Source organism: Virgibacillus salinus, from assembly GCF_900102415.1.
Taxonomy (GTDB): domain Bacteria; phylum Bacillota; class Bacilli; order Bacillales; family Amphibacillaceae; genus Lentibacillus; species Lentibacillus subterraneus.
Genome location: NZ_FNKD01000003.1, coordinates 273,269 through 287,649, shown reverse-complemented (window position 1 = coordinate 287,649; position 14,381 = coordinate 273,269). Strand labels below are relative to the sequence as shown.

At 39.5% G+C, this 14,381-nt stretch carries 10 protein-coding genes and 1 tRNA gene; 2 read left to right on the top strand and 9 right to left on the bottom strand.

The annotated features are described in order from the left end of the window. Positions 1-272: 272 nt before the first annotated feature. From odhB to BLS02_RS13430, 9 genes are all read right to left on the bottom strand, one after another. Positions 273-1,523: a 2-oxoglutarate dehydrogenase complex dihydrolipoyllysine-residue succinyltransferase gene (odhB, locus tag BLS02_RS13470; RefSeq protein WP_092493545.1), complete on the bottom strand. Its 1,251-nt coding sequence runs from the start codon at positions 1,521-1,523 to the stop codon at positions 273-275. After that, the gene (locus BLS02_RS13465; RefSeq protein ID WP_092493544.1) at positions 1,510-4,374 is read right to left on the bottom strand and encodes a 2-oxoglutarate dehydrogenase E1 component; all 2,865 of its coding nucleotides are present in this window, start codon (positions 4,372-4,374) and stop codon (positions 1,510-1,512) included. The genes odhB and BLS02_RS13465 overlap by 14 nt, the downstream gene beginning before the upstream one ends. Before the next feature lie 467 nt (positions 4,375-4,841). Further along, complete coding sequence (trmL, locus tag BLS02_RS13460) at positions 4,842-5,315, bottom strand: tRNA (uridine(34)/cytosine(34)/5-carboxymethylaminomethyluridine(34)-2'-O)-methyltransferase TrmL (RefSeq protein WP_092493543.1); 474 nt, start codon at positions 5,313-5,315, stop codon at positions 4,842-4,844. Positions 5,316-5,357: 42 nt separating this feature from the next. Continuing rightward, a complete protein-coding gene (locus BLS02_RS13455; protein WP_092493542.1) occupies positions 5,358-6,203 on the bottom strand; it encodes an amidase domain-containing protein in 846 nt (281 codons plus the stop codon). A 64-nt stretch (positions 6,204-6,267) separates the two neighbouring features. After that, the gene (locus tag BLS02_RS13450) at positions 6,268-6,774 is read right to left on the bottom strand and encodes a methylated-DNA--[protein]-cysteine S-methyltransferase (protein ID WP_092493541.1); all 507 of its coding nucleotides are present in this window, start codon (positions 6,772-6,774) and stop codon (positions 6,268-6,270) included. A gap of 258 nt (positions 6,775-7,032) precedes the next feature. Then, positions 7,033-8,178 carry a tRNA epoxyqueuosine(34) reductase QueG gene (gene queG / locus BLS02_RS13445; RefSeq protein WP_092493540.1) on the bottom strand — a complete coding sequence of 382 codons (1,146 nt, stop codon included), beginning with the start codon at positions 8,176-8,178 and terminating at the stop codon, positions 7,033-7,035. 15 nt (positions 8,179-8,193) lie between these two features. After that, the gene (locus BLS02_RS13440) at positions 8,194-9,897 is read right to left on the bottom strand and encodes an ABC-ATPase domain-containing protein (RefSeq protein ID WP_092493539.1); all 1,704 of its coding nucleotides are present in this window, start codon (positions 9,895-9,897) and stop codon (positions 8,194-8,196) included. A 130-nt stretch (positions 9,898-10,027) separates the two neighbouring features. Next, a tRNA-Gly gene (locus BLS02_RS13435) sits at positions 10,028-10,101 on the bottom strand. 447 nt (positions 10,102-10,548) lie between these two features. Continuing rightward, positions 10,549-11,229 (bottom strand): Crp/Fnr family transcriptional regulator, encoded by a 681-nt coding sequence (locus BLS02_RS13430; protein WP_254788792.1) that lies wholly within the window; start codon positions 11,227-11,229, stop codon positions 10,549-10,551. 159 nt (positions 11,230-11,388) lie between these two features. On the opposite strand from BLS02_RS13430, the gene dat reads away from it, so the two are divergent. Together dat and BLS02_RS13420 are read left to right on the top strand one after the other, a co-directional pair. After that, positions 11,389-12,252 carry a D-amino-acid transaminase gene (gene dat / locus BLS02_RS13425; protein WP_092493537.1) on the top strand — a complete coding sequence of 288 codons (864 nt, stop codon included), beginning with the start codon at positions 11,389-11,391 and terminating at the stop codon, positions 12,250-12,252. A gap of 60 nt (positions 12,253-12,312) precedes the next feature. Beyond that, positions 12,313-14,310 (top strand): S9 family peptidase, encoded by a 1,998-nt coding sequence (locus BLS02_RS13420; RefSeq protein WP_092493536.1) that lies wholly within the window; start codon positions 12,313-12,315, stop codon positions 14,308-14,310. Positions 14,311-14,381 lie beyond the last annotated feature (71 nt).

The following is a 14,381-nucleotide window of genomic DNA, read 5'->3' as shown; positions in this document are numbered from 1 at the left end:
GATTCAGCTCCTCCTTCTGTCGATTCAGCTCCTCCTTCTGTCGATTCAGCACCCTCTTCTGTTGATTCGCACCCTCTTCTGTTGATTCGCACCCTCTTCTGTCGATTCACACCCCTCTTCCCCTCATTCGCAACCCTCCACAACCTCTCCTTCTGCTGATTCACAGCCATCCTGCCCATTCGCACCCACCGAAGACATCACAACATACAAAAAACCCCGCTTCGACATACATCAAAGCGAGGTTCATATACAGCTTTTAATTAATTAATTAATTATCCTTCTAACAATAGATCATATGGGTCTTCAAGCAATTCTTTAATTCTAACTAAGAATTGCACCGCATCTTTCCCGTCAACAATACGGTGATCATAAGACACTGCAAGATACATCATCGGACGTACTTCAATGGAATCGTCTGGCATTACCATTGGACGTTTTTGAATGTTATGCATACCAAGAATACCTACTTGTGGTGCGTTTAAAATAGGAGTTGACATCATGGATCCAAAAGTACCACCATTTGTGATGGTGAATGTTCCACCTTGTAAGTCGTTCAATCCTAATTCTTTATTAATAGCTTTCTTGCCTAAGTTACCAATTTCACGTTCAACACCAGCAAAGTCAAGACGATCTGCGTCGCGAACAACTGGTACTACAAGGCCTTCCTCAGTAGATACAGCAATTCCGATGTCATAGAATTTCTTCATTACAATCTCGTTGCCCTGTATTTCTGCATTTAACAGTGGGAACTCTTTCAATGCTCCGATTACTGCTTTGGTAAAGAATGACATAAAGCCAAGTTTAACATCGTGTTTCTTAATAAAGTTTTCTTTGCGCTCACTGCGAAGCTTCATAACGTTTGTCATGTCCACTTCGTTAAAAGTTGTCAGCATCGCTGCTTCTTGCTGAACTTCAACAAGCCGATTTGCAATCGTTTGGCGGCGACGGCTCATTTTCACGCGTTCAACAGGTTTATCGAACTCTGTTTTCTCGGATTTCTTAGGTTCTTCTTTTTTAGCTGGCTTGGATTCTTTCTTATCACTGCCGCCCTTTGCTGCAGAATCAACATCTTCAGGACGGATACGACCTAATGGATCACGTGCTTGAACACTACTTAAATCGATTCCCAGTTCGCGAGCACGTTTACGAGCAGCAGGTGATGCAATTACATCTTGCTTATTATTAGAAGCATCTTCTTTCGCTGGTTCTTTTGGTTCCTCTTTTTTAGGTGCTTCCTCTTTCTTTTCTTCTTTTGGCTCTTCAGCTGAAGCATCTCCGCCAGCTTCACCATTTTCATCTATTTTAGCAATTACGTCTCCAACTTCAACGTCTTCGCCTTCTTCACTGACAATTTCAGTAATTACGCCGGCAAAATCGGAGTTAACTTCGACATTAACTTTGTCTGTTTCCAGTTCTACAACTGGATCACCTTTTTCTATCTTGTCGCCTTTTTTCACTAGCCACTCGGCAATTGTACCTTCTGTAATGGACTCTGCAAGCTCTGGAATTTTAATTTCGTTCACTGGAATCTCCTCCTTTTGACGGATTAATCGCTTCTCGTACTATTTGGTTCTGTTCTGTTTTGTGTATGTTCGGCTCACCAACTGCTGGAGAGGAACGGTCTGGACGGCCAATATAACGTAGCGATTGACCCTCGTTCAACAATTCTCTTAAGTAATCATCCACGAAATCCCAGCTGCCCATGTTTTTCGGTTCTTCTTGTACCCAGACAATCTCCTCTAGGTTAGGAAGTTCTTTTAATGCCTTTTCTAGTTCTTTTTTCGGAAACGGATAAATTTGTTCTAATCGAAATGCACGAAGCCAATCAAAATTCTCTTCTGAATTATCAATTGCATCTTCAACATCCACCATTACTTTACCGCTACCAATTAATAAACGCTTTGCATTTTTCTTACTTACCTTCAAGTTAGGTTGTTGTCTCAAAGGTTCAAATTTTCCTTCTGTAAACTCTTCCGCAGTGGATGCAACGCGCTGATTACGCAATAAGCTCTTTGGAGTCATTAACACTAATGGTCGTGCTTCCTCTTTATCACGTAGTGCTGCCTGACGACGAATTAAATGGAAAAATTGCGCTGCTGATGTCACATTTGCTACTATCCAGTTTTTCTCTGCGGCCATCTGCAAATACCGCTCTAAACGTGCACTGGAATGTTCTGGACCCTGACCTTCATAGCCATGTGGCAACAGCATTACCATGTTGGACTTTTCGCCCCATTTCGCACGACTTGCTGCGATGAACTGATCAAAGATAACCTGACCAGCATTCGCAAAATCACCGAATTGAGCTTCCCAGATCACTAGAGTGTTTTTGGATTGTACACTGTACCCGTATTCAAATCCTAATACACCTGCTTCAGAAAGCGGACTATTACGAATATCAAAAGATGCTTTAGCTTGATCTAAGCCATGCATTGGACAATAGGTTTCAGCAGTTTTAACATCGTGTAACACCATATGTCTATGTGCAAATGTTCCACGTTCCGTATCCTGACCTGTTAGTCGGATCGGAATACCATCATTTAATATAGATGCGTATGTTAAAGCTTCTCCTGCTCCCCAATCTGCTTTGTTTCCTTCTTCTAGAACATTCTCGCGACGCTTCAGAATTTTTTCGAGTTTCTTAAACCCGGTAAATCCTTCAGGACGTTTCAATATACCAGCATTAAGAGCTTTCAAATCCTCAAGCGCAACTGCTGTTTCAAAGCGATCCAAACCATTTGCTAATGCTTTTGGCATATTTTTAGCTTCGGCCTCGCCTGTCTTATTTTCTTTCATACCGTCATAAATACCACGCAGACTAGATTCTACTTGATCTTTAATTTTTTCAAATTCATCCGTATCTACAACACCGTCAACCTTCAGCCTATCGGCAAAAACTTTTGCCGCTGTTGAGTGCTCATCAATATCCTGATATAAATATGGCTGAGTTGTACGCGGTTCGTCCATTTCATTATGTCCATAGCGACGATAGCCTACCAGGTCAATCAGAAAATCTTTATGAAATTTTTGACGATATTCATAGGCAATTTTGATTGCAGAAACGCATGCAATTGGATCATCAGCATTGACATGAATAATTGGTATTTCAAACCCTTTTGCCAAATCACTAGCATAACGAGTTGATCGTCCATCTTCTTGATTTGTTGTGTAACCAACAAGGTTATTTGCGATAATATGGAGTGTTCCACCTGTCTTGTAGCCAGGCAATCCACTTAAGTTCAATGTTTCTGCAACAACACCTTCACCAATAAACGCTGCGTCTCCATGGATTAATACACCTACAGCTTTATTAATATCCTGTTCTGGATAGCCACTTTCTGATCGATTATCTTGAGCAGCACGGGCAAATCCTTCAACAACCGGGTTTACAAATTCTAGATGTGATGGATTATGTGCAAGCGTGATTCGCGTTTCGATTTCATCGCCATCCTTCACTTCTTTTGTTGCACCAAAGTGATACTTCACATCTCCAGTCCATCCATAATTAATACCTGTAGATCCTTCTGAGGGTATTAACTCTTTATCTGGTGAATGGTGAAATTCAGAAAATATTCTATCGTAAGGTTTTCCTAATACATGCGCTAAAACGCTTAAACGTCCACGATGGGCCATTCCCATCATTATATGTTCAACTTTGTCTTCTGTCGCATACTTAACAATACGATCAAGCATTGGGACCATCGCTTCCAAGCCTTCAATCGAGAAGCGCTTCTGCCCCACAAAAGTTTTCTGCAAAAAACCTTCAAAACCTTCTACATGAGCAAGACGTTCAAGTAATTGCCTTTGTTCCTCATTGGAAAGTTTTAAATGAAACTCTCCAGACTCAATACGTTCCAAAAGCCATGTTCGTTCATCATCATTATTGACATGATCATATTCAAATGTAATAGTTCCAGAATAGAGCTTTTTTAAGTTTTGTATGACGTCGAATCCATCTTCTACACCGCTAGGAGATTGCTCCCATAACCAAGATGCAGGCATATTTCTTAAATCTTGTTCTGATAATCCATAGGTTTTTGGATTAACTAATTCTGTATCACGCTTTTTACGTCCTACTGGATAGATGTCCGCTTCCAAATGCCCAAAACGACGAATAGCCTCAACAAGTTTCATTGCTGAGGTTAGCTTTTTAACATTATCTATAGACGGCGCTGATTCAGATGTTGCTTGTATGGTACCTTTTGATTGGTTCAGCCATTCAGGAGCCCCATGCTCATCAAAGATTTCTCTCAGTGATGGGTCAACAGCTTCATGATTTTCTTTGTATAAATCATATTGCTCTTCAATATACCCCATATTTGGACCATGAAAAGTACCCCAGAATCTTTCGTTAGATTCTTCATTCTGTGCCACGTCTTATACCCCCATTAGAAGTTAACTTTACCCCGTTGCAAAACGGTCTTTTACACTCAAGTTTCATTATAGAACTCTACTATGATTTCATCAACTAATATACCCTATTTTGCAAATAGAAACAACATACAATCAAGTCATTTCAAATATTTTCATGAACATGACATATCTCCTGGTTCACATAGGGTTAATTATTCGGTATAATAAGGGCATAAATATGTTAATGCGTACTTTACATATAGAATAGAAGGAGGAAACGTCATGAAATTAGCACTATTAATGGGCGTTATTGTAACATTTGTAACATCTTGCTTCACTTCAGGTTACGATGCAAAACCAGGAGTTCCTAAAAAGGACCAGTAATAATAAAAGCCGCCATGTTCACACATGACGGCTTTTTTAGCAGTATTTTCTCATTGCATAAGTGCAATGGCTCGGAGATAAGCTGAGTCTTCTAAAATACCAATCTATTCCAGCCCTGAAAAGTCCCGCTGTCTTAATGCTTCATAGATAATAATCGCTGAAGTGTTGGACAAATTTAACGACCGTACTTTATCACTCATATGAATTCGCAAGCACCTGTCTTCTTTTCCCTCTAAAAGGCTTTTCGGAATTCCGTCCGTCTCGCGGCCAAATACAAAGAACAGGTCTTCATCACTATTACTGTAATCATATTCCGTATAATACTTTGTACCAAAGTTTTCAATATAATAAAACGTTCCTTCTGTATATGTAGCATATAAGTCTTGGATTGAATCATATTCGCGAATATCGACGTTTTCCCAATAATCAAGCCCAGCGCGCTTCACCATTTTATCATCGGTAGAAAACCCAAGTGGATGGATCAAATGCAGCGTTGCATCTGTTGCTAAACATGTTCTTGCAATATTTCCCGTATTTGCAGGTATTTCTGGCTGATATAATACAATATTTATACTCACTGTTCATTCTCCTTATTCGATTAATACCTACACCATTATACACTACTCACCAATTCGAAAAAACTTATATTGAATATTTGAAGTCCATGCTGTTGAATCCTCATACGACCAATAACGGTTCCGACTATTATCAGTATGCGCGTTTACCAGTGGCATCCCGTTTGCGTCTTTTGCCACAACAATTGTATTATGATCCCACTTACCATTTCCTTGGAAATCATAGCAGATCACATCACCAAGTATTAGGTCCCGTGCTGATTCCATTTCTTTTCCTTTTAACCCTGCTGTTGACCCACTTAAATACCAGCGCATGGAGTGTGCTACCGCCCAACTGAAACTCCAGTTATCCGCTTGATACCACCAACCACTTCCACGGTTAGGAAAGCCACGCATTGGAGCGCCTCCAGCACGTAAACATTGTGATATATAATTCGTGCAATCTACATCGAACTTACGGTAAGCGGGATTATAACTATTCCACCAGTGTTCGGCATATTGTACTGCAGCACGCCGATCATAAGTAAAGCGTTCATCAGCTAGATTGCGAATTTCATCTGTTTCCATTGATGGTGTATCGATTGTTAAAACTTTTGGTTCTACTACTTTATGATCTTTAATCTCCCCTTCTTCTATCCGAAACTGAAACGGAATAACCTGTTCTTCCCTGATGAATTGATCTTCTTGTTTCATTAAAAAAGATAAATGCAATAAATATTGATAGCTTACTTTATTGGAGTAGCGAAGTTCTTCAAAAAATTGCCCCTTCCCACTAATTCGAATAATTTCTGCATCCCTATCATTACATACCATTTTCTTTCGTTCCCACCAACCCTCATCAACCTCTTTTCCTTGAAAAAAATTTAGCCATATATCCTTAATTTTCTCCATAAAAAATCCCCTCCACTTTGAGTATATGGAGAGGACATATGATTAAATGCAATTATAAGAGCTTTTATCTAGCTTCATGGGCAAGTAAATATTCTTTTTTATCAAGCCCACCATTATAACCAACCATTTTACCATTTGCGCCAATAACACGATGGCATGGGACAACAATAGAAAATGGATTCTTATTTACTGCACCACCAACTGCACGAACCGCTTTAGGATTACCAATTGCAGCCGCAATATCTTTATATGTTTTCGTTTCACCATACGAAATAGTGTCGTACAAAGCTTGCCAAACTTTATGCTGAAAAGGTGTGCCATGGAAAGAAAAGTCAAATGAGAAAACACTGCGATTTCCGTTAAAGTAGTCTTGAAGTTCAATTTTGACATAATCAACTTTCCCTGGTTTATGGATAAATATCGGATTGTCAAAATAACGTTCGCTCCACTTTCCCATTTTCGCTTCCATTTGATTAAACGATCCATATTCTATTCGAACAATGTGTTCACCATCACTAATAATTGTCAACGGACCAACTGGTGATTCCATCTCATCATAGTATAGTTCCATATCCAAATCCTCTTTCCTTATTATTATTTAGTAAGTTTAATGGAAGTTTGCTGCTATTTATCAGTGACATAATGTGGAAAATACTTGAGTGCTATGATACCGCTCCGGAAATACACTTCGTTTTTCGCAGGCGACTGGTGAGCCCCACTAAATACTACGAAACGGTTACCCCTTAATCTATATCTAAGTTTATATCAACTACTTGTGAAAATTCATTCCTTAAAATAAGCAACACCTTTTAGAGAACAGCAAAGCGTATTACGTAGTGGAAAATTCCTGTTGAAAGTTCAATCCTTTTTTCATTTCAAATAAAACCTGTTCATCTGTTTCTTTTTCTATTGCTTCAGTAATTGCTTCAAATGCTTCATTGGTGCCGATTTTACCAAGTGACCATGCAGCGGTACCGCGTATCACCGGACGAACATCATTTTTCATAACTGCAATCATTTCCTCAACAGCCGTCACGTCCTTATAGTGGCCAAGGGCAATGAGAGCATTTCGCTGTAACGGTTTCTTCCCTCGCCAGGAACCCGCTATATGACCAAACGTTTCCTTAAATTCTCGGTTGGATATCCGTAGCATTGGTTTTAATTTTGGTTTTGCAACATCTGACTCCGGTTCAAGCTCTGGATGATTATGAAAGTCTACCTTTTGGTTATACGGACAAACAACCTGACACGTGTCAAACCCATAAATGAAATTACCAATTTGTGAACGGAATTCATCTGGCATAAAGTCTTTTGTCTGAGTTAAGAAAGCAAGGCAGCGCTGTGCATTTAACTGTCCGCCTTGAACGAGAGCTCCGGTTGGACAAGCATCCAGGCATTTTGTACAGGAACCGCACCCATCTGCAAGCGGCTTATCAGGGACAAAAGGTATATTCGTAATCAGTTCACCAAGATAAACATATGATCCGAATTCAGGTGTAATAATAGAAGTGTTTTTCCCGCTGAATCCAATACCAGCACGTTCTGCCACCGCACGATCTGATAATTCACCTGTGTCGACCATCACCTTATTTACTGCATCAGGGAATTTTTCCTCAATGAAGGCAGAAAGCTTCTCAAGCTTTTCCCGTAAAACAACATGGTAGTCAACACCCCATGAGGCACGGCAAAATATCCCGCGACGTTCATCTTTCGTGCTTTTTGGTGAATCCTTAATTCGTGAAGGGTAGGCGATTGCAATTGAAAGAATCGACTTCGACTCTGGTAATAACCGCTCTGGTTCCGTTCTCTCGTCTACAGACCCTTTTTCGAAGCCTGATTGATAGCCAAGCGACTGCTGACGCCGTAATCGTTCTTTCAATTCACCAAACACATCAGCAGATGCAAACCCTATTTTATCGATGCCTATATCCTTGCTGTAGTCAATAATCTCCTGCTTCAAATGGTCTGTATTCAACGGTAAACCTCCCTTCTATTTTTGCGTAACTTTTGCTGTACGAATTCTATTCAACACAGCAGCGATTTCATACCGGCGTGGTCGTGCGATATCACCTGGATGCTGATTTTTAAATGTCGTAAATGATGCTAATCCGCTTTTATCCATCTGTTCTTCCAGATCATCCAGTAGTTTATTTAACGATTTAGCACCAAGCCCGTTGGTTCGATCCAAGAATTGAATAACTTCTGCAATCATGCGTGTTTGTGAAGAATCCACTAGTTGCTCGGTATCATCAAATGAAATATCCGTCCGACCCATAATAATTTTAGTTAAGCCTTTTGCCTGTGTTTTCGGACGACTTCCTTTTTTGGTCTGCAAGGAACCCTGCTGAAAGTAACGCTTAGCTACATCACCAAAAGCTTCGTCCGATAAGGTATCGCGGTCTAATGGGTATTTTTCCATTATTTCCTTTGCATCATTCGTTACATTATAAGGGACATATGCTTCCATCATAATAATCGAATCCGCTACAGCAAAGTAATCACCGGAACCTCCCATAACGAGAATTGTTGATACATCAAGCTGATCACGCAATTGTTTTATTTTGTCAATAAACGGTGTGATTGGCTCTTTATCCTTTTTCACAAGCTGCTGCATTCGATGATCACGGATCATAAAGTTCGTTGCGCTGGTATCCTCATCGATTAGCAATGTAGTAGCTCCTGCTTCTAATGCTTCCATTACATTCGCTGCCTGCGAGGTACTTCCGCTGGCATTTTCAGTCGAGAAGAATTGTGTATCCTGTTTGTGTGGTAAATTATTGATAAATGGTGAAATGTTAACACCAGTAACTTGCCGCCCATCTTCTGCACGAATTTTCACAGCATCAGAATCAGTAAGTACGTACTCACGTCCATCACCTTTTGTATGTGAATATACACCTCGCTCTATCGCCTGTAAAATCGTGCTTTTACCATGATAACCACCACCAACAATGAGTGAGATACCTTTTTTGATTGCCATTCCTTTAACTGGTTGGGATTGGTGCGGCAACTGAATTTCTACTTCATCTGCAGCAGGACTTTTAAAAGGAACTGCATCTTTTAGTGGTCGGTTACTAATACCGCTTTCCCTTGGCAAAATCGAGCCATTTGCAATAAATGAAATCCAATCATTATTATGCATTTCGCTGCGAATAGCTTCCTGCTGATCGGCAAGCTCGATAACCTTATTAATTTCTTCATCAGTTATGGTAAGAATGGAATCTTTAATTATCGTCGGAATGGCATTTGAAAATAACTTCTCCGCCTCTCTTCCATTAATTTTTCGTCCATTCGCCGGTAAGCCAATAGATATACATACCGTTATTGATGCTGAATCAATTTGAACAGCGCTCCGCTCTAGAACTTCCTGTCCAGGCTTATCAAAAAGAATCTGTCCACTCTTTCCAGACCCCTTGATAAACTGTCCACCCTTTGCCACGGCTGTACCAACTTTGCGAGCAAACACATCCTCTGCAGCAATTTTGCGTGCCTGAGATTCGAGCCACTCCCTTTTGACCTGCCGCTTTTGAGCTGGAATGACAACACGTATTTTGGATGGTGTAGCGAATGGATCTCCCTGCACATAATCTATATATAAATCAAAATCATCAAATGTGTAGTGACCCTGAACACTTTTATATGCTTTATAGCCCTTACCATCAATATGTTTCAAGTTTTGCATTAATTTTTTCATATAAAAATCCCTCAAATTATCGTATTTATCTTAAGAATACAACGTAAATTGATATAAGTTCAAGTTCTACAATGAAAAAACGCAATGCTTCGTAGGATATGTTACGAAACACTGCGTTATGACTTATGTATGGAGCGGGTGATGGGAATCGAACCCACGATATCAGCTTGGAAGGCTGAAGTTTTACCACTAAACTACACCCGCATATATATTTAATTACTTACTTAATGATACTCACACAAGTCATGCCTCTGCATCTGCAAGCTTATTCAGGGAAGTATCATCTTCGAGGCAACTCGTAGCTTATTCGGTAGAAGCATTGCTCGTGGCTGAAGTTTTACCACTAAACTACACCCGCATTTCACCCGTATATTATGTACGATGGATGCTCCCTTTTCGGGCAGTTAAGAAAGTATAAATCCTTTCTTACTGCATAAGTGCAACTAAGGCTTTCGCCATTAGGGCTTGGCGACAAGCCAAGTTTTCTAAGGAACACTACACATTATACCAACTCTATCAAATCGAATCAATAGTTTTTTTTATTTTTTAAACTTAGCTTATCGACAATCGAACATGAATGAACATTTTTATAAATAATGCCACTTTTCTTCATCCACGTTCGATTGTAATTATAAGAAATAACAGATTAAATTATATTGCACAATTCTGTACACCACATTGGTCACAAACAAGCAATCTCCTAAAATAGCTCATATCTTTAAGTATAAAGTGTTTATTTTGATTGTCTATAATCCCTTGTTCTTTCCATTTATTCACAATACGGCTGACTGTTTCTCTTGATACAGCAATATGTTTGCTAATATCCTGAATCATAATTGGATTAGTTAGCTGTATCCCTTCCGGAGTTACGACACCACATATGTTAGAATACCGGACAAACACAGATGCAACAGCACCTTCTGAGCCAAATGCGATGTAATCACGCATTTTTGCTTTACTAGCTTCCAGATTTTCAGCTACCCAGCGCGTAAAGTGAAGACCTATTCTTCCATTCTGTGCTAAGATCTCTTCAATTTCATGACGTGTAATCGAATACAGCTTACTATCCTGAACAGCTTGTGCTGAATTGGAATAATTATCTCCACTAAAAATGCCTATTTCACCGAATCCATCATTTTTGCTGCGTGTGAAAATAGTAATATCTTTATTTGAACCAAGGTTTTTAAAGATTCTTATCTCACCCTGTTGTATAAAATACAAATGATTAGCAGGACTTCCCTCTTCAAAAATAAATTCACCTTTCTTAACGTTTATTTGTTTTGAATTTTCCATTAGAACACCGTATTCATGTTTAGTGAGTCGTTCCAACATTGGTTCCAATTATGGTCGTGCCTCCTTTCACTAACTTACTATACCCATTATAAAAGGAAAACAAAACAAATTCCGTGATACTTGTCACTATTCAACAAAACATTTACATAAAGTGAAAGAAGATATAAAATAGTCATAAGTTTCAAGGAGGGGAATAGTATGTCTGTCTATCCAGTGATCATGTCACAAACAAATTTTGTACACCGTGATGACCTTACATATCCATATGAAGAGCGTGGATTACAATTTGGTGATGGTGTATATGAAGTAATCCGCATCTATAATGGCAAGTATTATCTGCTTAATGAGCATGTAAACAGGCTGTTTCGATCTGCGGAAGCAATTAAAATTGAGTTACCTTTCACCAGAAAGGAAATAACAAACTTGCTGCAGAAATTATTAGAAAAAAATTCTATGACAACAGATGGAAAGCTATACTTACAGGCATCACGCGGTTCTGCACCACGTGAACACACTTTTCCAGCCGATGTTCCAGCAAACGTTTATGCATATATGGAGGACTTTCCTCGTAATCTTAAAAATTTATCCGATGGGGTTTCTACGATTACGCAGCGTGATGTTCGTTGGGAAAATTGTTATATTAAGAGTTTAAATCTATTGCCTAATGTTATCGCAAAACAAGAGGCAAAAGAGAATGGCAGCTATGAAGCTATCCTTCATAAAGATGGAGTTATAACTGAATGCAGTTCCTCCAATGTTTATTTAGTAAAAGATGGAAAAGTTTATACTCACCCAACCACAAATAATATTCTACATGGCTGTGTACGCATGCGTATAGAAAAGTTCACGCGCGATTATAATATACCACTAATAGAAGAGGCTTTTTCTATCAGTGATATATCAGCAGCTGATGAATTATTCTTATCCAGTAGTACTTCAGAAGTCTTGCCGATTGTTAAAGTAGATAACGATACGATAGGCAATGGCCGTCCGGGAAAGATTACAACAAGACTTCAGGAAGCGTACGAGCTGGATGCCAACCTAATCAAACATAAAGTCTAGTCTTTTGTTAATCAAAAGGCTTTTCTTTTTAATAGTAGATATCTACAAGGAGGTCAATTCATGAATACAACGAAACGTCCACTAACAGCTGAAGATCTACTTAATATTGATGTGTACAGTGACCCCCAGTTCACACCAATGGGAGACGCCTATACATTTGTTTCCACAATAGCCAACAACGACAATGAATATACATCACAGTTGTTTTTTCAAAAATTAACTGAGACTAAACCTATCCAGTGGACCTTTGACAAAGCAAAAAATAACAACCCTGCCTTCTCACCTGATGGAAAGAAAATCATTTTTCAATCAACTAGAAGTAGTCTTCCACAGTTATGGATGATACATACAGATGGAGGTGAAGCAAGGCAGATTACAACATTTAAGAACGGTGCTACTAACCCTGCCTGGTCTAAGGATGGCAAGTATATTATTTTCAGTGCATCACTAGAAAAAGATGATGACGTTACAGTCCAAAGTGAGCAATCAAAAGACGAACGTCAAAAGTTAAAGGAAGAAAAAAACCAGAAACCAATCGTAATCAACCGCTTGGATTACAAATCAGACGCGCAAGGATTTTATGATAATAAGCGAACACAGCTTGTTTTGTTCGACATCGAAAACGAAACATTCGAGCAATTGACAATAGCAGATGCGAATCATAACTTTGAGGATATATCACCTGATGGAAGACAGGTTTTGTTCACTGCCAACTTGAATAATGATGCAGATTATGAACTGACAAACGACCTCTACCTTCTTAATCTTTCAACAAAAGAAACAAGAAAATTAACGAATGGCCATGGTGTATACAGCAGTGCACAATTTTCACCAAGTGGTGCAAAAATTGCCAGCTTTGGCCATGAATATGCGTACCAGGGTGCAACACTAAATGACCTGTATGTGTTTGATACAGCTACAGGTGAAAGGACATGTCTAAGCAAAGAGTGGGATATCCAATTGGGTGATGCATTGATTGGTGATACCAGGCTTGGTCAGTCAACAACAGGCCCAATTTGGGACGAAGAAGAAAAGCAATTATTTTTCCTGGGAACTGATTTTGGCGCAACTGGACTATATCAAGTGAACCTGAATGGTGACCTAAAAGTGCTGTATAAAGACGACAACCATGTTTTTGGCTTTTCATACAAGGCTGGCACATTCATCCTTGGTATTAGCACTCCAACAAACCCGTGCAATTTCTATCAATTGAATAACGACGGGAAGCTAACACGATTAACTAACGCGAATCAGAAATTTCTGAGCGACGTATCATTAAGCGAACCAGAAACACTAACTTTCAACGCCGAAGATGGTTGGGAAATACAAGGCTGGCTATTACGTCCATATGACTTTGAAGTGGGCAAAAAATACCCATTCGTACTAGAAATTCATGGTGGTCCACACGCAATGTACGGCCAGACATATTTCCATGAGTTACAATTACTGGCAGCAAAAGGCTATGTCGTTTTGTATACTAATCCGCGTGGCAGTCACGGGTATGGGCAGTCGTTCGTTGATGCCTGCAGAGAAGATTATGGTGGAAAAGACTACACCGATCTGATGAATGCAGTTGACTATGCATTAAAAGAATATAACTTTATCGATGAACAGCGGCTTGGTGTAACTGGTGGCAGCTATGGCGGCTTTATGACAAACTGGATCGTCGGCCATACAAATCGGTTTAAAGCTGCAGTTACCCAGCGCTGCATTAGTAATTGGCTAAGTTTTTACGGAGTAAGCGATATTGGCTATTTCTTTACAAAGTGGGAACTCGGTAAAAATTTAATGGATGATCCTACTAAACTATGGAATTTCTCACCATTGAAGTATGCTGAAAATGTGGAAACACCACTGCTTATCGTTCATGGTGAGCAGGACTTGCGTTGCCCAATCGAGCAAAGTGAACAAATGTACACAACATTGAAGCATTTACGTAAAGAAGTTGAATTTGTCCGTTTTCCAGGAGCCAACCACGAATTAAGCAGAAGCGGAAAACCGGAAATGCGAATTGCCAGGTTAGACCACATAGCAGGCTGGTTTGAAAAATATTTGTGATGTTCTCGATTAATATACCACATTTGCATTTCAGGTAGATAAAACCCCAGTAAAAAGGTTTTCCCCCAAAT

What these genes read in the sequence shown, in the direction of transcription:
- BLS02_RS13455 (WP_092493542.1), bottom strand. Translation starts at nt 6,203, where the DNA reads ATGGAGAAAATTAAGGATATATGGCTAAATTTTTTTCAAGGAAAAGAG.
- BLS02_RS13450 (WP_092493541.1), bottom strand. Translation starts at nt 6,774, where the DNA reads ATGGAACTATACTATGATGAGATGGAATCACCAGTTGGTCCGTTGACA.
- BLS02_RS13440 (WP_092493539.1), bottom strand. Translation starts at nt 9,897, where the DNA reads ATGAAAAAATTAATGCAAAACTTGAAACATATTGATGGTAAGGGCTAT.
- BLS02_RS13430 (WP_254788792.1), bottom strand. Translation starts at nt 11,229, where the DNA reads ATGTTGGAACGACTCACTAAACATGAATACGGTGTTCTAATGGAAAAT.
- dat (WP_092493537.1), top strand. Translation starts at nt 11,389, where the DNA reads ATGTCTGTCTATCCAGTGATCATGTCACAAACAAATTTTGTACACCGT.
- BLS02_RS13420 (WP_092493536.1), top strand. Translation starts at nt 12,313, where the DNA reads ATGAATACAACGAAACGTCCACTAACAGCTGAAGATCTACTTAATATT.